Here is an 18,961-nt window from a genome sequence, read left to right as displayed (position 1 = left end):
GCTTCGCTACAGGGCCCGCACGTAGAGGGCCTTGAGGTACTCGGTCTCCAGGAGGCCGCCGAGCACCGGGTGGTCCAGCCCGGCGCCGCGGCGCTCCAGAATCTGCACCGGCCGCTTCGCGTCCGCGGCGGCCGCGAGCACCATCTCCTCGAAGCCGGCGCGGTCCAGCTTGCCGGAGCACGAGCAGGTGACGAGCAGCCCGTCCGGCTTGAGGCAGCGCAGGGCGCGCAGGTTCAGCTCGTGGTACGCGCGCAGCGCGGTGGCCAGCCCCTCGCGGCGCTTGGCCAGCCCTGGCGGGTCCAGGACGATGGTGTCGAAGCGGCGCCCTTCCGAGTCGAAGCGGTGCAGCACGTCGAAGGCGTTGGCGTTCTCCACCGTGACGTTGGCGCGGCCGTTGGCCTCCGCGTTGGCCTTCGCGCGAGCGGCGGCCTTCGCGTCCTGCTCCACCGCGAGCACCGAGGTGCAGTTGCGCGCGAGCGAGAGCGCGAAGCCGCCGTGGTAGCTGAAGAGGTCCAGCCCCTCGCCGCGCGCCAATTCGCCTGCACGCAGGTGGTTGTCCACCTGGTCCAGGAAGGCGCCCGTCTTCATGTCGCCGAGGAGGTCCACCTCGAAGCGGTTCTCCCCCTCGTGGTACGTGAAGCGCGCATCACCTTCGCCGTACAGCAGACGCGCCTCGCGGGGCAGGCCCTCGAAGTCTCGGCCGGAGCCGTCGTCGCGGGCGACGACGTGCGTGGCGCCGGTGAGCTCCGCCAGCATTCGCGCCAGCGACTCCTTGCGCGCGTCCATGCCCTCGGAGAGCGTCTGCAGGGTGAGGCCCTTGCCGTAGCGGTCCACGAAGAGGCCGGGCAGCAGGTCCGCCTCGCCGTGCACCAGGCGCAGGCCGTCGCGGCCGGACAGCGAGGCGCGGCGCGCGAGGGACGCCTCCAGCCGGCGGCGGAAGAAGGCGTCGTCCACCTTCTCCTCGGTGGGCCCCTTGCGCGTGAGCAGGCGCAGCGCCAGCGGCGAGCGGCGGGCGTAGAGCGCCTGGCCGATGGGGTTGCCCTGCGCGTCCACCACCAGCACCACGGCGCCGGGGCCCTTCACGTCGGGCGGGGCGGCCAGCTCGGTGCGGTACAGCCAGGGGTTGCCCCGACGGAGCGACTTGGCGCCCTTCGGGGTGGTGCGCGCCACGGGGAGCGCTGCTTGGGGGGGCATCGGGCTTTCACTCCAGGCCGCGCGCGGCCAGCTCTTCGTCGTCCTCGCCGCGAAGGTGCCCGATTTCGTGCAGCAACGTCACGCGAATCTGCTCGCGAAACTCATCGGACGTCCGCACCGCGCGCGCGAGGTTGCGCCGGTAGAGCACCACGGAGCGGCACGGCGTCTCGGTGCCGTCACACGGCTCTCCCAGCGGAGGCCCGCGGAAGAGGCCCAGAATCGTGGGCGACAGCGGAGGCTGGTTGGCGAGCAAATCCCCGTCCGCGGGCAGCTCCTCGGCGGTGACGGGGATGCCCTCCAAATCGCCCCGCATGTCGGCGGGCAGCGCGGCCACGGCCTGGACCACCTGGGCGCGGAACTCCTCCTCCGAGGGCAGGGGCGGCGCGGGGAAGTCCTCCGGCGCGAGCTGCCGGGCCTTGTCGAAGTGGACCTGGGCCTGCTTCCACTTGCCCTCGCGCTCCATCAGCAGCCCGAGGTGCTGGTGCGCGTGCGCGGCGCGCTCCTCGTCGTCCACCAGCGCGGAGAAGGCCGCGCGGGCCTCCGCGAAGCGGCACAGCTCGAAGAGGGCGAGGGCCCGCTCGTAGAGGGCCTCCTTGTTGCCGGGCTCACGGGCCAGGACGATGGCGGCGCGCGCGAGGGCTTCCTCGGACTGGCCCAAATCGTTGAAGGCCATGGCCGCCACCAGCGCGAGGTGCGGCACCAGCTCCGGCGGCGTGTTGGGCTGGGACAGGCCGCGCTCGGCGTAGAGGGCGCCCAGCTCGTCGCGCTCGCGCGTGGAGGGCAGCTGCACCGCGTACAGGTGCGCCGAGCCGAGCAGCGCGTCCGGGTCTCCCGGGTCGATGGCGAGCGAGCGCGCGTAGGCGAGCTGCGCCTCGGCTTCACGGCCGAGGGCGGCGAGCGCCACGCCACGCTCGGCGTGGGCGGCGGCGAGGTCCGGCTCCAGGGCGGCGGCCTGCGCGGCGCAGGACAGGGCCTCCTCGAAGCGGCCGTCGTCGAAGTAGCGGCGCGCGGCGTCCAGCGGAGCGGCGCCCTCCGCGCGGCACACCGCGAGCGGCTGCACCCGGTGGGTGGCGTCCCCGGGAGTCATGGAGGGCGTGTCACCGGACGCTGACGGCTGCGTGGCGGAGGCGCCCACCGTGGATGAGGCCTGGGCACCCGCGTCCGGCACCGCTTGGGCCGGAGCGTTCCGTTTGCAGGCAGACAGGAGGAGACAGAGGGCGAGCAGACCGCGCCGCGACATGGGCCGCCAGGGTACGGCATCACCCCGTGGTCGTGAAGCGTTGACGTGCATGCCTGCCCGTCAGGCGGCATCCTTGGCAGCCCTATGCGAGACCTGATTCTGGCGTCGACGTCGAGCGCCCGGCGGGCCCTGATGGACGGGCTGGGCACCCCCTACCGCACCGAGGCCCCGGGCGTGGACGAGCACGTGTCCCCCCACCTGTCGGCCGAGGAGGCCGTGCTGGAGCTGGCGGCGCGCAAGGCCCGCGCGGTGAAGGACCGCAGCCCGGGCGCGTGGGTGCTGGGCGCGGACCAGCTCGTGGAGGTGGGCGGCGAAATCCTCACCAAGCCCGCGGACCGGGACGCCGCGCGGCGGCAGCTCGGCAAGCTGCTCGGGCGCACGCACGACATCCACACCGGTGTGTGCCTGGTGGGGCCGGGCGGCCACATCACCGAGACCGTGGAGCGCGCGCGGCTCACCTTCTACCGGGTGTCACCCGAGGAGCTGGAGCGCTACCTGGATTTGGAGGAGTGGCGCGGCTGCTGCGGCAGCTACCGGGTGGAGGGCGCCGGGCAGGCGTTGCTGGAGCGGCTCGAGGGAGACCGCTCCAACGTGCAGGGCCTGCCCATGGTGGCCGTGGTGCGCCTGTTGCGGCAGTCGGGCTTCCCCTTCTTCGAGCGGCGGTAGCCTTCAGCCCGCGGTGGACAGCTCCGCGAGGATTTCGGCGTACGCGGCGCGGGCCTTGTCCGCCTGGTCCGCCTTGAAGCTGGCCGCGGCGACGACGGGGTGCCCGCCCCCGCCGTAGCGGCCGGCGATGGCGGCGAGGTCGTGCTTGCGCAGCTCGGGCTTCCACGGGTTGGAGCCCAGCGACACCTTGGCTCGCGAGGCGCCCTTCCCCACCCACAGCGTGTAGCGCGCGTCCGGATAGAGCGCGTAGGCGATGAACTTGTTGAGGCTGTCCACGCCCTCGTCCACCAAATCGAAGAAGACGACGCCGCGCTCGTAGCGGGCCTTCGCGCGCACCAGCTCGATGTGGCCTCGGTGGCGCTCCAGCAGCGGGGCCAGCGGCGTGGCGATGAGCGGCGAGGCGGCGATGGCCGCGAGCGACTCCGTCTGCATGCGGCGGATGACCTCGGGAATGAGGGCCGGGTCCTTGTTGGCCTCCAGCACCGTCATGATGCGCAGCGCGGGCTCCTCCAGCGCGACGGCCATCTGCGGCGTGGGGAACTGCGCGCCGTCGATGATTTCCGCCCAGTGGATGAGGTCCGCCATGGGCGAGGCGTCCCAGCCGAAGCGCTCGCGCGCCACGTCCGCGAGGTACTTCGTGCAGCTCTTGCGGTGCGCGTCGTGGAACTTGCGGCCACTGGTATCCGCGCGGAAGTGGTCCTCGTCACCGGGCTGCTGGAAGGCCGAGACGTGGTGGTCGAACCACCACGTGAGCCTCGGGTCCTGGCTGTAGCGGAAGTCGACGATGACGTTCTCCTCGCCGGTGAAGACGGCCGGGTCGATGCCCTCCGCGCCCGGCTTGTGCGCGAGCCCCAGGTAGCGGAAGGCCGCGTCCGGGCGGATGCGCTCCCGGTAGAAGCGGGAGAAGACGGCCGCGCTGGCGGCGCCGTCGAAGCAGCTGTCGTGGAAGAGGACCTGGACGTTCATGGCGTCGCTCCCTTACCGCAACGCGACTTCCACGTCAGGGCACCCTCGAATCCCACCCGGGAGCATGGCCCTCCAGTCGGAGAGGACGGCCGAAGGTGGGGTGACGGCGACCTGTACGACGGACGCTTTTCGGCAGGTGACAGAACCTTGACTGTTGAACGAAACGTCGAGGGACCCGCGACGAGCTGAACGAAAAAGCTCGACAGAACGGAACACCACCCCATGGGGCGGGTTTTGGCTTCACCCAGGGTGTTGCGGAAACCCGCTATCCGACTGAGGAAACGTAGGTCTTGTCACACCGGGCAGGTAGCCGAGCCACTGGCACTCCGCCTGCATATGTCAGACCCCCGGTGTACTCACCCGTGCAGTCGCGGCGCGGTGGGAGGAACACATGGCCAAGAGGACGACACGCAAGAGCGGGACGCTCACCCGGCAGGGGCGAAGGGTGATGCCGTCGCTGCGGCGGACCGCCCAGCGGGCCCGGGCAGTGGCGGAGAAGGCCCACCTCACGGTGGGGGAGATCATCGCGGCGGCCTTCGACACCTCCGGCGGAGAGCTGGGGGAAGTCATGGAGCTGATGACCTCGCCGCAGATGACCCGGGCGCTGGGGCGCCGCATCATCCTGGAGGGCTAGGCCCTCCGCCTCCCCCTCCTGCCGCTCCCGGATGATGGGACGCGGGCGGGAGGGCAGTTGCGTTTCCTCCGTTACTGTCCCGTCGCCGTCAGATGTCGCCCGCGTGAATGCGGATGCCGGCGCTGACGGATTGGGTTTCCCGTCAGTCACGGCTCGGAGTCTCCGGCGCATGAGCGCGGCAGCGGGCGCACGGGCCTGTGGCCTGGTGGACACGGCCCTGCGTGAAGAGGCCCGCGCCCCGCTCGGTGGCGGGACGCGGGCCCTGGACTTCGTTCAGGACGTCCCGTGCGCGACGCGCAGGACGTCCGTCATCCGGGACTACTTGGGCTGCCAGCGCGGGCGGTGGTCGTCACCAGCTCCGGTCTGGATGGTGTAGCCGCCCTTCGGGTGGACGATGGCCGCCGCACCGGAAGCCGGCAGGCCCGTGGCCGGGTCGATCTGCTGGACGTAGAGCTGGCCGCCCTTCACGTACGCGAGGAAACGCCCATCCGGAGAGAAGGACGGGAGCGTGCCGCCTTCGACGAAGGAAGCCTCGGCCGCCGCGCCCGCGCCCGACGCCGGGTCGATGCGGCGTACAAAGATGATGTTGCCGGGCCGATCCGCGCAGGGCGAGCTGCCGCCGCCGCAGAGCACCGGGGCCCCGCTCGTGGGCTTGAAGAAGTAGGCCCGGACGTAGGCGACCAGCGTGCCGTCGGGAGACCAGATGGGATTGGCGATGTACGAGCCGATGGTCCCACCCGTCGAGGACTCGGTCGAGAAGTCCGCAATCGGCTGCACCGTGCCGCTGCCGGTGGGAATCACGAAGAGCGAGGTATTGAAGCCCTCGGGCTTCGTCGTGTCCGTGCGGAGGAACAGCAACTGGTCGTTGACCCGGTTGTAGTGCGGCTGCTCCGCGGTGCCGCCGGAGTTCGCGATGAGCGAATCAGAGCCGCTTAGCGTGGAGGTCGACAGCCCCTCCGTGGCCGCGCTGAACGCGAACGTCTTGCCGTCGGTGGACCAGTCCGGGAACGTCCCATTCTCCTCCTCCGAGCTCACCGCGCCACCATCCACCTGAGCCGAGGAGATGCCCGACGAGCTGCCGCCATTGCGGCGCACGTAGAGGATGACGGGGCCCGGCTCCCATTCCATGTAGCGGAACTGCTCGGTGTTGCCGGTGCCGCCGTCCGCGAGTAACGTCACCTGGCCCTCCACGGGTGGGATGTCGCGCACCACGAGGTCACCCGCCTTGCGCTCGGAGGCCGTGTTCGACTCCACCGCATCCTGGACGAACGCAATCCGCGAGCCTCCCGGACCCCAGCGCGGATAGAAGCTGGGCGTGCCCGCGTCCGTCAGCGACACCATGCCCGGCGTGTCGTAGCGCATGACCAGCGCCCTGCTCTCTCCTCCCGTGTCCGCGGTGGCGGTGACGGCCACGTGCATGGCCTGGCACAGGGACGGCGTCCCCTCGCAGCGCAGGCCCGGCTGGCAGTCCATGGACGAGACGCAGGCCCCGCCCTTGGGCACGCTCATGCTGCCCGCGTCGACACCCGCGTCCTCGGTGCCAGCGTCCTCGGTACCCGCGTCGGTGCCGGCGTCCTCGGTACCCGCGTCGGTGCCAGCGTCCACTTCCGTACCTGCGTCGGTCCCCGCGTCCTGCTCGGGAGTCGCTACCGCGCGCTGCTCGCACTCGTTGTCCGCATTGCAGACCCACTCCTGCCCCGCGGCAGGCGCTCCGTTGTCGGCACGGCAATCAAACGTATCGACACACTCATCCCCACAACCCGTCGTGAGCACCCACAGCGCGCAGCACAGCGCGCTGATAACGACACGTTTGGTCATAAAGACCCTCCGAAGTACCAGGGGGCCGCGTATAGCTTCACCACTCCGAGCCGCGCCGGGTTTGGTGCGCGGCAATGACAACCGTGTTCCTGATTGAACGGCCAGGCGCCGCTGCGTGCTCAATGATAGACACCCACTGCCACCTCGATGCGACGCGCTTCGACCTTGACCGTGCCGCCGTGCTCGAACGCGCCTGGGCCGCGGGCCTCCACGGCATCGTGATTCCCGGCGTCGGCCCGCATGACTGGGAACCCCTGCTCGAGCTGTCGCGGAACGACGCGCGCCTCCAGGTGGGGCTCGGCATCCACCCGCAGCTCCTGCCTGAGATGCCGCCGGAACAGGACGAGGCCGTCCTCGAACACCTCGATGCGCTGCTCTCGAAGGGCGGAGCCGCGGCCGTGGGCGAGTGTGGCCTGGACGGTCCCTCCATCCCCGGTGCTCCGCTGGAGCGACAGGTGATGGTGCTGCGTCGGCACCTCGCGCTGGCGCGCAAATACGGGCTGCCGGTGCTGATGCACTGCCACCGGCTGCACCCCGCGCTCATCGAACTGTTCAAGCAGGAGGAGCTGCCCGAGGCCGGCGTGCTCATGCACAGCTACAGCGGCGGCGTGGAGCTGGCGCGCTTCTACCTCCAGAAGGGCTGCCACTTCTCCTTCGCCGGCCCCGTCACCTGGGCGGAGGCGCGCAAGCCGCTGGACGCGCTGCGAGCCATTCCCCTGGACCGGCTGATGGCGGAGACGGACGCACCGGACCAGGCACCCACACCGCACCGGGGAGCGCGCTCGGAGCCGGGCTACCTGCCTCGCATCATCGAAGGCATGGCCCGCGTCCGGGGAGAGCCCGTCGAGGTGGTCGCCCAGCAGACGACCGAGAACGCACGTAGGCTGTTCCGGGAAGCTTTCCCCCCGCCTTCGCGGTAGGCGAGCGTCGCGTTATAGAGGAGCGCCATGAACACGCAGCCGACTACCACCCCCGAGACCGAGACTCCGCCCGCTTCCCCGGCCGCCCCGGCGAAGGCGGACGACTCGCTCGCCCGCCCCTTCAAGCTCTCCCGGCGCTTCGACCGCACGGGCCGGCTGCTGGGTGACTCCGCGATGGAGCGGCTGGCCAACGCGCGCGTGGTGGTGTTCGGCCTGGGCGGCGTGGGCAGCTACGCGGCCGAGGGACTGGTGCGCAGCGGCATCGGCCACCTGACGCTGGTGGACCATGACGACGTGTGCGTCACCAACACCAACCGCCAGCTCCACGCCACGGTGAAGAACGTGGGCAAGAGCAAGGCGGAGCTGATGGGCCAGCGCTGCCAGGAAATCAACCCGCAGGCCCGGGTGACGGCGGTCCGCGAGTTCTACCGCGAGGAGGTGGCCGAGCAGATGCTGCAGGCCGGCCAGTACGACTTCGTGGTGGACGCCATCGACAACGTGAAGGCGAAGCTGCACCTGCTGCACCGCTGCGTGACGCTGGGCGTGCCGGTGGTCAGCTCCATGGGCGCCGCGGGCCGGCTGGACCCCACGGCCATCCGCGTGGAGGACCTGTCCGAGACGCACATGGACCCGTTCGCCAAGGACATCCGCAAGCTGCTCAAGCGCAAGTACGGCGTGGAGACGGACCGGCACACCGGCATCACCGCCGTCTACTCGATTGAAGCGCGGCGGATGCCGGTGGCGCTCCAGTACGACGACGCCACCGACGGCTTCCTCTGCGTGTGCCCGCAGGACAACGACTTCCACACGTGCGACCACCGCACGCAGATTGACGGCAGCGTGGCCTTCGTCACGTCGTGCTTCGGCATGAATGCCGCCGGCGTGGTGGTGCGGCGGCTGGCCTCGGCGCGGTAGTCGTCACGCCACCTGCTGCTGACGCTGCTGCGCCTGCGCCGCCACGGCGGCCTCGCGTCCGCACGGACGGCGGAAGACGCAGCGCGTGCAGGCGGACACCTCTTCCGTGAGCGGGAAGGCGGACGCGTCCAGGGGCGTGTTGGTGGCCACGTCCTTCAGGAGCGCGCGCATCTTCGCCACGCTGCCCTCGAAGTGCCGGCGGAAGGAATCCATCGCCGCCGGGTCCACCGTCACGTCCTGTTCCTTCCCCTCGTTGAGGTACACCAGCGAGGCGCGCACCTTCTCCACCGGGACGCGGTAGCGCTGCGACACGTAGAGCGCGTAGCCCAGCACCTGCTCGTCGTACCCGTCCCGCGCCTTGCCCGTCTTCCAGTCCACCACCACCGTGGTGCCGTCCGCGTCCACGAAGGCGAAGTCCGGAATGGCGAACACCTTGAGACCGTCCAGGGTGAAGTGCGCGAAGTCGAAGCCCGCGTCCACCTCCAGCCACTGCTGCGGCTTCAGCCCCCGGGCAATCCCCGGCCAGCGCGACGTGAAGAACCATGCGAGCGCCCCGCGCACCGTCTCCCAGTTCTGCTTCCAGGCCTCGTCCGGCACCACGTCGCCGTACTCGTGCTCCACCAGGCCGGTGAACTGCTTGCGGTACTTCGCCGTCCAGTACGCCTTGCCGCGCGAGTGCCGGAAGTCGTCCTGCATCAGCTTGCGCGCCCGCGCCTCCACCACCGCCGGGTCCACCTCGCGCCCCGCCTGCCAGTCCAGCAGCACGTCCTTGATGCTCTCGTGCACCACGCTGCCCGCCCAACTGAAGCGGTTGGCCAGCTTCTTCAGCACGTACAGCTCCCGCACGTCCTTCGCCGCGTCCGCCTCCCACCCGCCCCAGGAGCGGTAGTAGTAGAGGTAATACGCACGGAGGCACTCGGAGAACTTCTCGTGACGGCTCTTGGACCAGGAGAAGTCGTTGCTGAGGGTGGGACGCCGCATGGAAGCGGTGCATCCTAGGCGTTCGCCTGCTCGTCAAGAAAGGGAACAGACAAGGAAACGAGCGCCCGTCTTGAGGTGAAAGACACTTGGGCTACTGAACCATACGGGTAAGGTGCTCGCGGCATGAAGACCCAACCCTTCAAGGGCCGGACGGTCCTCATCACGGGGGCTTCCGCTGGAATCGGCCGGGCGGCGGCGAAGCGGTTCGCGGCAGCGGGCGCGGATGTCGTCCTCGCCGCCCGGCGCACCGCGGAGCTGGAGGACGCGGCCGGTGAAGTGACGTCACTCGGCGTGAGGGCGCTGCCCGTGCGGTGCGACGTGACGCGCGGCGAGGACGTGGAGCGGCTGATGCGCGAGACGGAGGCCACCTTCGGGGGGCTGGACGTGCTCGTCAACAACGCCGGCCAGGGGCTCTACGGGCCGCTGGAGGCAATCAGCGAGGCGCAGCTCCGGCAGGTGTTCGAGCTGAACGTGTTCGCGCTGTGGCGGGTGACTCGCGCGGCGCTGCCGTTGCTGCGCCGGAGGTCTGGAGCGCAGGTGATGAACGTGAGCTCGGTGCTGGGGCACCGGGGCCTGCCGCTGTTGGGCGGCTACTGCTCTTCCAAGGCCGCCGTGAATGCGATGACCGAGTCGCTCCGCGCGGAGCTGGCCGCCGAGGGCATCCGCGTGCTGCTCGTGTCCCCGGGTCTCACGGAGAGCGAGTTCCGTGAGAATCGCCTGCATGCGGAAGGCTGGAAGCAGGAGGCCATTCCATTGAAGGCCATGTCCGCCGAGGAGGTCGCCGACGCGATGGTGCGCGCGAGCCTGCGCGGACGCCGCGACACGGTGCTCACCCTGCCCGGCCGGGTCATGGTGCTGGCCAACCGGTGGGTGCCTGGACTGTTCGACCGCGTTGCCCGCCGCCTGGCGGCCGCGCCGAAGCTGACGAAGAAGGATGCATGAGTCTCCGCGGTCCCCGTACGAAGCGGGCCGGGTCCGAGCAGGTCCCGGCCTCCGATGCTCCCGCCGACTCCACTGACGCGAAGCCGCGAGTGAAGGGCAAGACGACACGCTCGCGCGCCGCCCCCGCCGCGCCCTCCGTCATCCCGACGCCACAGCACCTCGCCGCCGTGCGCGGTCCGCTGCTCGGCTGGTACGACCGCAACAAACGTGACCTGCCGTGGCGCCGCACGAAGGACCCGTATGCCATCTGGCTGAGCGAGGTCATGCTCCAGCAGACGCAGGTGTCGACGGTGATTCCCTATTGGGAGCGCTTCCTCGCGCGCTTCCCCACGGCGCTCGCGCTGGCCGCCGCGCCACTGGACGACGTGCTCGCCGGGTGGAAGGGCCTGGGCTACTACAGCCGCGCTCGCAACCTGCACCGCGCCGCGCAGGAGGTGGTGTCCCGCTTCGGCGGCCGCCTTCCCTCCACCGCCGAGGAGCTCCTCTCCCTGCCCGGCTTCGGGCGCTACACCGCGGGCGCCGTGGCCTCCATCGCCTTCGGTGAGGAAGCACCGCTCGTCGACGGCAACGTGGCGCGCGTGCTGTCCCGCATCTTCGAGGTGGAAGGCCTTCCCGGAGACCGCGAGCGCGAGGCCACGCTGTGGGCGCTCGCCACCGCGCTGGTGAAGGGCGAGCGGCCCGGGGACTTCAACCAGGCCCTCATGGAGCACGGCGCCACGGTGTGCCGGCCGGAGAGCCCGCTGTGTCTGCTATGCCCCGTGCGCGACGCGTGCCTCGCCTTCCGCAAGGGCCGCGTGGACGAGCTGCCTCCCGCCAAGGTGCGCGCCACGCCGAAGAAGCTGACGCTGGCCCTCGCGGTATGGCCGCATGCGGGCACGCTCCTCCTCGCGCGCCGCGCGGACGCGGGCCTCTTCGGCGGCCTGTGGGAACTGCCCGCCGCCGAGGTGGACGAGGACCTCCCCGCCGCCGAGGCCGCCACGAAGCTCGCGGCCGCGCTGGGCACGGAGGTGAAGCTCGAGGGCGCGCTCGGCACGGTGAAGCGGCAGCTCACCCACCGCGACCTCACGCTGCGCCTCTTCCGAGTGTCCGGCGCTCAGCGCCCCACCCGCACGCCCGCGTTCCAGGAGCTGCGCTGGTGCACGCCCGACGAGGCCTCCGCGCTCGGCATGAGCACCGCCATGCAGCGCGCGCTGGACACCGCGCTCGCCTCGGGCGTGCTGCGCGGCGGCTGACGATGCGCCACTGCCCCTGTCCTTCTCCCGACAGTGGCCCATTCGTCCTGTTGCTCCGAGAACCCCTGTCCCAGGGGGTCGCTTTCGCGTGCGCCTACCCGAACCCCAGACTCCGCGCGTCCAACCTCACTGGAGGAGAGGCTCCCCCCATGGCACGCAATACCGCCAACAAGCAGGCCCCCCACACGACGCCGTCGAGCATGCCCGCGCGCACGCCCACCCCGGAACCCGCGACGTCGGCCCCTCGCAACATCCCCACGCACGAGCAGATTGCCCGGCGCGCCTACGAAATCTTCCTCGCCCGCGGCGGCACGCCCGGCAACCCCGAGCAGGACTGGTTCCAGGCGGAGCGTGAGCTCCGGCTCGGCCGTCAGTAGTCCGCCTCCTCAGTGGGGATTCGGCGTCTGGCGCGCCGCGGGACGCTCCGCCTCGAGCGCCCCGCGCAGCCGCCGCTGTGCCGCCTTCAGCTCCTCCAGGATGCGCTCGGCGTCCACCACCGAGCGCATCGCCAGCCCGCACGCGGGCGTCAGCACCACCGTGGATACCACCTGCGGGAAGGTGAAGCCCCGTGGCAGCGCCGCCTTCAGCGTCGCCTCCACCGAGTCCACCAACTCCCCCACCTCGTACGCGGATGCCAGGTCCGTGGGGACGATGCCCAGGCTGAGCGTCGCGCCCGACGCGAGGAAGCGCTCCAGCGCCTCGCGCTCCTCCACCATGGCGTCCAGCGACAGCCGCACGTCCAGCGACAGCAAATCCGGCTGCACGTCCAGCAGCGCGCCCCAGTCCGTGTTGCCGCAGCAGTGCACGCCCACCAGCGCGCCCTCGCGCTGCAGGGCCACCACCAGCAGCTTGAGCTCCTGCAGCGCCAACAGGTGCTGCGGCTGCGTGCGCTGGAAGGCGTAGAGGCCCGGCTCGTCCAGGAAGAACAGCGGCGTGGTGCCCGCGCGCCGCAGCGCCTTCACCATGGCCAGCGAGCGCGCCAGCACCAGGCGGAACATCACCTGGTCCAGCCCCGCTACCTCCAGCGCGGGCTGCCCCGAGGAAGTGCGCGTCACCGAGCGGACCGTGAAGGGCCCCGCGAGCTGCGCCTTGGCGAAGGCCAGCTTCCGCGTCTCCACCTCCCACAGGAAGGGGCGCCACGCGCGGCAGCCCTCGGGCGAGGGCTCGTAGGCCTCCAGCGCCCCCGCGGACAGCGCCGCGTCCAGCCGCGCCTCGAAGTCCGCGCGCCCCGCCTCCCAGGCCGCCAGGTCCACCGTGCACAGGCCTTCCGCGTCGAAGGACAGGCCCGGCAGCCCCTCCAGGGCCGCGGGAATCATCAGCTCGGACGGGTGGCCCACCGGGAGCTGCGGCAGGAAGGGGATGTCCTGTGCCAGCGCGGCCTGGAGGCCCAGTTCCACCTGGGTGTGCGGCAGGCTCCCGATGCCCGTGGTGGCACAGGCGGGGAGAAGCTGGACGGCTCGGCGGATGTTCGGCGCGCTCATGCCATGCACTCTAACCGCTCGCCCCTCCCCCGGGGGCTGCCTGACATCCCTCGCGTGCCGGGTTCCGGACCTCTCGCGCCGGCACCATGGTCTTCCAGGAGAGCCCCCGGTGGCCGAGGAGGTGTGCGGCGATGACGCGACATGCATGGCGGGCGGGCACCCTGACGGCGGCGCTGCTGGCCGCACCCGCGCTCGCGAAGAACACCCCTGCCGTCACCAGCCCGGCCCTGCAGCCGGCCCCAGGCTTCGGAGCCGCGGGTGTGACGGTGCACACCGGCCTGGCGTCCTATACCGGCGCGCTCGGAAGCGAGACGAACGTGGGCGCCTTCCTCGACATCCAGGGGGAGGTGCCGCTCTTCCCGGGGCTCGGCGTGGAGGCCGGCTACGAGGGCTCCGCCAATGGCTTCGCGGAGTCCAACGTCGGCACGCTGTGGCGGCACAACCTGGGAGCCACCGCCAAGCTCGGCCCCACGCTGGGAGGCCGCTGGAAGCCCTTCCTCAGCGCGGGCGTGGGCATCAGCTTCCTCGACACCAGCGGCGAGGCGGACCAGCAGCCCTTCAGCAACGACTTCGTCCCGGAAATCCCGCTCGGGGCGGGAGTCGAGTACCGGTTCTACGGCGTGACGGCGGGCGCGCGCGCCACGTACCGCATCCTCGTCAATGACGACGTCGGCAGCGGCCCCTACTACGAGGGAGACCTCGTCACCGCGGGAGTGAGCCTGGGCATGCGCTTCTAGGCCGCGAGCGCTTCAGAAGCGGCCCGCGAGTCCGAGCGCGCCCCCGTGAGAGGTCACCCCCACCGTGGGCGTCCACCACGCGCCGGAGTCACCGGACGACGTCAGCACGCGCGGCCGGGACGCGGCCGACGTCACCTCGTAGGTGATGATGGACGTCGCCAGCGGAAGCGCGAGGAGCGCCAGCGCCATCTCCTCATCCACGGCCTCGGACACGTACAGCCCCGTGGACACGCCGCCCGCCAGCAGACCCAGTCCCAGCGTGGGCAGCAGGCGCCCGCGCCCCTGCAACATCGAGCCCGAGCCGTACACGCCCAGGGCCGAGCCCAGCGACCAGCCCATGATGCCTCCGGCCAACAGGCCCGAGGCGGAACAGTTGTCTCCGTCACAGCCCATCGTCGTGCCCCCCAGGGGGAGCATGGCGAGCACGCCCACGAAGCCACCTCCCACGCCGGCCACCGCGCCGCCCATGGCTTCCACGAGCACGCGTCCGGCGACCCACTCCGGAGCGTCCGGCGACCGCTGTGTCTCCGTCAGCACCTCGGGCGAGGGAAGCACCGCGTCGCGGACGGGCGCATCCCCCGCGTCCGAGTCCCTCGCGTCCTCCACCTCGATGAGCGGCGGGGCCTGGAGCTCACCGGATTGGGCCCACGACAGGCCGGGAGACAGTGCGAGGACGCACAGCACGACACGAATGTCAGACACGGAACGCTCCAGCGGGGTGGCCCCCTCTCGGCCCGAGGGGACGTGGGGGGCTGGAATGCACCTTCCGCGCCACGCGCCGCCGTCACCCGCTCACGTCACGGAGAAGTACGAGGCCTGCGGGTGGTGGAAGACGATGGCGGACACCGAGGCCTCCGGCTCCATCATGCAGCCGTCGGTGAGCTGCACGCCGATTTCCTCCGGCCGCAGCGCGGCGAACAGCTTCGCCTGGTCCTCCAGGCGCGGGCACGCGGGGTAACCGAACGAGTAGCGCTTGCCCGCGTACTCCGCGCGGAAGCGCTCCAGCATCGTCATGTCCGGACGGTCCGGCGTGCCCCACATGCTGCGCAACTGCGTATGCAGCAGCTCCGCGTAGCCCTCCGCCGTCTCCAGCGCGAGCGCCTGCACCGCGTGCATCTTCAGGAACTCGCCCTTCGCCTTCAGCTCCTCCGCCAGCTCGCGGATGCCCCGGCCCGCGGTGACGACGAACATGGCCACGTTGTCGCGCGGCGCGCCGCCACCGCCGTCAAGGGGCTTGAGGTAGTCCGCCAGGCACAGCCCGCCCTCGCGGTCCTGCCGGGGGAAGTCGAAGGACGCGGCCTCCTTGCCGGTGCGCCCGTCGAAGAGCACCACGCGGTTGCCGTCGCTGCCCGCCTGGAAGAACTGGAAGACGGCGCGCGCGTGCATGAGGCCGCCACGCAGCGTGCCCTTCAGCTCCTCCACCGCTTCCTTCAGCGCCAGCGCCTTGCGCCCTTCCTCCGTCTTCGCGAGGTCCGCCTCGGCCGGCGTGCCCAGGGCGCGCGACGAGGTGCGCAGGCCCAGGTGACGGCCGTACAGCATCACCGGGTTGATGAACTTCCAGATGTGGTCCAGCGGCGTGTTCGTCAGCACGTGCCGCTCCCAGTCCGGCGCGGACGGCACCGTCTCCAGCACCTGGATTTCGGCGCTGCGCGTACGCGACACGGGCGCCGTCGCGGCCGGGCGCTCCTTCACCTCCTGCGCCAGCTTCTCGCGGCGTGTCGCGAGGTCGCCGCGCAGCTTCTCGTGCGCGCCGGGGTCCACAATCTGCTTCGCGAGGTCCAGGCCGCTCATCGCGTCCTGCGCGTAGGCCACCGTGCCGCCGCCGTACGCCGGGGCGATGTTGCGGTCCACGAAGTTGCGACTGAGGGCCGCGCCGCCCACCAGAATCGGCGTCTCCACGCCCGCGCGCCTCAGGTCCTCCGCCGTCGCCACCATCTGGTGCGCGCTCTTCACCAAGAGGCCCGACAGGCCGAGGATGTCCGGCCGGTGCTCGCGCACCGCCTGCACGAGCTGCTCGGGCGGCACCTTGATGCCCAGATTCACGACGTGGAAGCCGTTGTTGGCGAGGATGATTTCCACCAGGTTCTTCCCGATGTCGTGCACGTCGCCCTTCACCGTGGCGAGCACCACCTTGCCGCGCATGGCCGCCTGGGCCTTGCTCATGTACGGCTCCAGCCAGCTCACCGCGGCCTTCATCGACTCGGCGCTCTGGAGCACCTCCGCGACGATGAGCTCGTTCGCGGCGAAGAGGCGGCCCACCTCGTCCATGCCCTTCATCAGCGGGCCGTTGATGATTTCCAGCGGCGTGTACTTCTTCATCGCCTCCTCGAGGTCCGCGGTGAGGCCGTCGCGCGTGCCCTCGATGATGTAGCGCTGGAGCCGCTCCTCCAGCGGCAGGCTGCTCACCGCCGCGCGGGCCGGCTTGCGCTCGCGGAAGTGCGCGGCGAAGGGCGCCACCGGGTCCGTGCCCCGGTTGTAGAGCAAATCCTCCGCCAGCTTGCGCTCCTCCTCCGGCAGCGAGGCGTAGCGCTCCAGCTTCTCGGAGTTGACCAGCGCGCTGTCCAGGCCTGCCTGGACGCAGTGGTACAGGAAGACGGAGTTGAGCACCTCGCGGCCCGCGGTGGGCAGGCCGAAGGACACGTTGGAGATGCCCAGCACCGTCTTGCAGCGCGGGAAGCGCTGCTTGATGAGGCGCACGCCCTCAATCGTCTCCACCGCGCTGCCCGTGTACTGCGCATCGCCCGAGGCGCACGGGAAGACGAGCGGGTCGAAGTACAAATCCTCCGGCTTCATGCCGTACTTCTTCGTGAGCAGCTCGTACGAGCGCTCCGCCACCTCCAGCTTGCGCTGGCGGTTGACGGCCATGCCCGTCTCGTCGATGCAGCCCACCACCAGCGCGGCGCCGAAGCGGCGGGCCAGCGGCACCACCTTCTCGAAGCGCTCCTCGCCGTCCTCCAGGTTGACCGAGTTGATGATGGCCTTTCCCTGGCTGTACGTGAGCGCCATCTCGATGACGCGCTCGTCGGTGGAGTCAATCATCAGGGGCACGCGCACCTTCTTGACGACCACCTCCAGGAAGCGGCGCATGTCCTCCAACTCGTCCCGGTCCGGGTTGGCGAGGCAGATGTCGATGACCTGCGCGCCCCGCTTCACCTGCGCGCGGGCAATCTCCGACGCGTCGTCGAGCTGCCCCGCGATGATGAGCTCCTTGAACTTCTTGCTGCCGATGACGTTGGTGCGCTCACCGACGATGAGCGGACGCTCGTCCTCCTTCACCTCCACGTAGTCCACGCCGGACAGCGAGGCGCGCGGCCGGGGCGTGGAGTGGCGCGGCTGCAGGCCCCGCACCGCCTTCGCCAGCGTCTCGATGTGGCCCGCGTGCGTGCCGCAACAGCCACCCACCACGTTGAGCCAACCCTGCTCACAGAAGCGCGTCAGCGAGCGGGCAATCATCTCCGGCGTCTCGAGGTAGCGGCCGTTCTCGTCCGGCAGGCCCGCGTTGGGCACGCACGACACCGGGAACGGGCTCATCGCGGACAGCGAGCGGATGTGGTCCGTCATGAAGTCCGGACCGGTGGCGCAGTTGAGCCCGAGGTACAAGAGGTCCGCGTGCTCCAGCGACGCGGCGAGGCTCTCCACGCTCTGGCCCGCGAGCATCGTCCCCATGGGCTCGATGGTGCCGGACACCGCCACCGGCAGCGCCCAGCCCAGCTTGCGGAAGGCCTTCTCGATTCCGAGCAGTGCCGCCTTGATGTTGCGCGTGTCCTGCGCCGTCTCCACCAGCAGGTAGTCGGAGCCGCCGAGCGCGAGTCCCTCGGCCTGCACGGCGAAGTTCTCCACCAGCTCCTCGAAGGTGACGCCGCCGGTGACGCTGATGGCCTTGGTGGTGGGGCCGATGGAGCCCGCCACCCAGCGCATGCGGCCGTCCTTCGCCTCGGCGGCCTCGGCGGCCTTGCGCGCGAGCCGGGATGCCACTTCGTTGATTTCGAGCGCCTTGTGCCCGAGGCCGAACTCGTTGAGGACGAGCGGCGTGCCGCCGAAGGTGTCCGTCTCCGTCACGTCCGCGCCCGCGGCGAAGTAGCGCGCGTGGATGCCCTCGATGATGTCCGGCCGGGTGAGGACGAGGTGCTCGTTGCAGCCCTCGTACTCCGCGCCGCCGAAGTCCGCCGCCTTGAGGTCATGGCCCTGGAGCAGCGTGCCCATGGCGCCGTCCAGCACCAGCACGCGCTCGCGCAGGGCGGTGCGCAGCGCCTCCACGCGGCGGCCGTTCTCTCCGGAAGGGGGCGGCAGTGCGGCGGGCAGATGGCTCGTCATGATGGCTTGACTCCGGTCAGCAGGAAGACGCGGAAGGGACTGGCCCCGTCGCGCGCGTGCGTCTCGCGGGTGAGGGACGTGAAGCCGGCCTCGCGCAGGGCGGCTTCGAGGTATTCGGGCGCGAAGCCCAGGTGCTTGTGGCCCAACCGCTCCAGCACCCAACGCTCGTCGTGCGGCATCAACTCCAGCACCACCAGCCGGCCGCCCGGCCTGAGCAGGCGAGCGGCCTCGGCCAGCACCGCCGCGGGGGACTCCACGTGGTGGAGGCTCTGCGAAATCACCACGAGGTCCATCCGCCCCGCCTTCAGCGACAGGCGGTGCAAATCCTCGCGCAGGAAGGTGATGTTGGAGCGCCCTTCCCGGCCGGCGCGCTCGCGGGCCTGCTGGAGCGCGTCCGCGTTCTGGTCGATGGCCCACACGTGCCGCGCCCACCGCGCAATGGCCACGCTCAGCACGCCGGTGCCGCAGCCGAAGTCCGCCACGTCCAGCGGCGGCAAGAGCGACGCCAGCGCCCCGGCCCACAGGAACCACGACTGGCCCGGCTCCAGGAGCCGCTCGTTGAGCGCCTGTCTGTCCTCACGCGCGCGCAGCAAATCCTGCAGCCGCGCCGAGTCCCCCGCCGCGTCCTCCGCCTCGCGCGCCAGGCGGATGAGCGGCCAGCGCGAGTCAGCCTCTTCCAGGGCCAGCGAGTAGTAGCTGAAGCCCGCCTGCCGCTCCTCGCGCAACAGGCCCAGCCCCTTGAGCTTGCCCAGGTGGTGCGAGACGGACGACTGCGCCACCCCGACGAGCGACACCAGCTCCGTCACGTTCAACGGAGCCTCGGCCACCAACCGGAGGATGCGCAGGCGCGTCGGGTCTCCGAGCACGCGGAATGACTGGGACAGCTCGTCCATATCGCCGCATCAACATACGTCGATGTCC

The 18,961-nt window shown here is 70.9% G+C and carries 17 protein-coding genes; 8 read left to right on the top strand and 9 right to left on the bottom strand.

The features are described from left to right. Positions 1–6 precede the first annotated feature (6 nt). A complete protein-coding gene (locus tag ACVTJA_RS12965; RefSeq protein ID WP_465836672.1) occupies positions 7–1,194 on the bottom strand; it encodes a class I SAM-dependent rRNA methyltransferase in 1,188 nt (395 codons plus the stop codon). Between the two features lie 7 nt (positions 1,195–1,201). Beyond that, positions 1,202–2,434 carry a metallopeptidase family protein gene (locus ACVTJA_RS12960; protein WP_465836671.1) on the bottom strand — a complete coding sequence of 411 codons (1,233 nt, stop codon included), beginning with the start codon at positions 2,432–2,434 and terminating at the stop codon, positions 1,202–1,204. Positions 2,435–2,518: 84 nt separating this feature from the next. On the opposite strand from ACVTJA_RS12960, the gene ACVTJA_RS12955 reads away from it, so the two are divergent. Then, entirely contained in the window at positions 2,519–3,100 is a 582-nt protein-coding gene (locus ACVTJA_RS12955) for a Maf family protein (RefSeq protein ID WP_465836670.1), read from the top strand. 3 nt (positions 3,101–3,103) lie between these two features. Here ACVTJA_RS12955 and ACVTJA_RS12950 read toward each other — a convergent pair whose 3' ends face one another. Then, the gene (locus ACVTJA_RS12950) at positions 3,104–4,066 is read right to left on the bottom strand and encodes a hypothetical protein (protein ID WP_465836669.1); all 963 of its coding nucleotides are present in this window, start codon (positions 4,064–4,066) and stop codon (positions 3,104–3,106) included. Positions 4,067–4,457: 391 nt separating this feature from the next. Between ACVTJA_RS12950 and ACVTJA_RS12945 the strand changes: the two genes are divergently transcribed. Then, positions 4,458–4,700 carry a hypothetical protein gene (locus ACVTJA_RS12945; protein WP_465836668.1) on the top strand — a complete coding sequence of 81 codons (243 nt, stop codon included), beginning with the start codon at positions 4,458–4,460 and terminating at the stop codon, positions 4,698–4,700. A gap of 318 nt (positions 4,701–5,018) precedes the next feature. Here ACVTJA_RS12945 and ACVTJA_RS12940 read toward each other — a convergent pair whose 3' ends face one another. After that, positions 5,019–6,518: a TolB family protein gene (locus ACVTJA_RS12940; RefSeq protein ID WP_465836667.1), complete on the bottom strand. Its 1,500-nt coding sequence runs from the start codon at positions 6,516–6,518 to the stop codon at positions 5,019–5,021. Between the two features lie 122 nt (positions 6,519–6,640). On the opposite strand from ACVTJA_RS12940, the gene ACVTJA_RS12935 reads away from it, so the two are divergent. Both ACVTJA_RS12935 and ACVTJA_RS12930 read left to right on the top strand, forming a co-directional pair. Then, entirely contained in the window at positions 6,641–7,438 is a 798-nt protein-coding gene (locus tag ACVTJA_RS12935; protein WP_465836666.1) for a TatD family hydrolase, read from the top strand. Between the two features lie 27 nt (positions 7,439–7,465). Beyond that, positions 7,466–8,353 carry a tRNA threonylcarbamoyladenosine dehydratase gene (locus ACVTJA_RS12930; RefSeq protein ID WP_465836665.1) on the top strand — a complete coding sequence of 296 codons (888 nt, stop codon included), beginning with the start codon at positions 7,466–7,468 and terminating at the stop codon, positions 8,351–8,353. 3 nt (positions 8,354–8,356) lie between these two features. On the opposite strand, the gene ACVTJA_RS12925 is transcribed toward ACVTJA_RS12930, so the two are convergent. Continuing rightward, the gene (locus ACVTJA_RS12925; RefSeq protein ID WP_465836664.1) at positions 8,357–9,334 is read right to left on the bottom strand and encodes a PD-(D/E)XK nuclease family protein; all 978 of its coding nucleotides are present in this window, start codon (positions 9,332–9,334) and stop codon (positions 8,357–8,359) included. A 123-nt stretch (positions 9,335–9,457) separates the two neighbouring features. Between ACVTJA_RS12925 and ACVTJA_RS12920 the strand changes: the two genes are divergently transcribed. The 3 genes from ACVTJA_RS12920 (at position 9,458) to ACVTJA_RS12910 (ending at position 11,885) form a co-directional block, all read left to right on the top strand. Continuing rightward, positions 9,458–10,276 carry an SDR family oxidoreductase gene (locus ACVTJA_RS12920; RefSeq protein WP_465836663.1) on the top strand — a complete coding sequence of 273 codons (819 nt, stop codon included), beginning with the start codon at positions 9,458–9,460 and terminating at the stop codon, positions 10,274–10,276. Continuing rightward, positions 10,273–11,508: an A/G-specific adenine glycosylase gene (gene mutY / locus ACVTJA_RS12915; RefSeq protein ID WP_465836662.1), complete on the top strand. Its 1,236-nt coding sequence runs from the start codon at positions 10,273–10,275 to the stop codon at positions 11,506–11,508. The genes ACVTJA_RS12920 and mutY overlap by 4 nt, the downstream gene beginning before the upstream one ends. Positions 11,509–11,657: 149 nt before the next feature. Beyond that, on the top strand, positions 11,658–11,885 hold the full coding sequence (locus tag ACVTJA_RS12910; protein WP_465836661.1) for a DUF2934 domain-containing protein: 228 nt from the start codon (positions 11,658–11,660) through the stop codon (positions 11,883–11,885). A gap of 9 nt (positions 11,886–11,894) precedes the next feature. On the opposite strand, the gene ACVTJA_RS12905 is transcribed toward ACVTJA_RS12910, so the two are convergent. Continuing rightward, complete coding sequence (locus tag ACVTJA_RS12905) at positions 11,895–12,989, bottom strand: uroporphyrinogen decarboxylase/cobalamine-independent methonine synthase family protein (protein WP_465836660.1); 1,095 nt, start codon at positions 12,987–12,989, stop codon at positions 11,895–11,897. A gap of 131 nt (positions 12,990–13,120) precedes the next feature. Between ACVTJA_RS12905 and ACVTJA_RS12900 the strand changes: the two genes are divergently transcribed. Continuing rightward, complete coding sequence (locus tag ACVTJA_RS12900) at positions 13,121–13,726, top strand: outer membrane protein (protein ID WP_465836659.1); 606 nt, start codon at positions 13,121–13,123, stop codon at positions 13,724–13,726. A 12-nt stretch (positions 13,727–13,738) separates the two neighbouring features. On the opposite strand, the gene ACVTJA_RS12895 is transcribed toward ACVTJA_RS12900, so the two are convergent. From ACVTJA_RS12895 to ACVTJA_RS12885, 3 genes are all read right to left on the bottom strand, one after another. Then, on the bottom strand, positions 13,739–14,428 hold the full coding sequence (locus ACVTJA_RS12895) for a hypothetical protein (RefSeq protein WP_465836658.1): 690 nt from the start codon (positions 14,426–14,428) through the stop codon (positions 13,739–13,741). A 90-nt stretch (positions 14,429–14,518) separates the two neighbouring features. Next, positions 14,519–18,040, bottom strand: a complete 3,522-nt coding sequence (metH, locus tag ACVTJA_RS12890; protein ID WP_465836657.1) for a methionine synthase — start codon at positions 18,038–18,040, stop codon at positions 14,519–14,521. After that, positions 18,037–18,933 (bottom strand): ArsR/SmtB family transcription factor, encoded by an 897-nt coding sequence (locus ACVTJA_RS12885; RefSeq protein WP_465836656.1) that lies wholly within the window; start codon positions 18,931–18,933, stop codon positions 18,037–18,039. The genes metH and ACVTJA_RS12885 overlap by 4 nt, the downstream gene beginning before the upstream one ends. Between the last annotated feature and the right edge of the window lie 28 nt (positions 18,934–18,961).

Source organism: Pyxidicoccus sp. M6 (assembly GCF_055568925.1).
The sequence above is the reverse complement of the archived record's forward strand: the minus strand, read 5'-3'. Positions and strand labels throughout refer to the sequence as shown.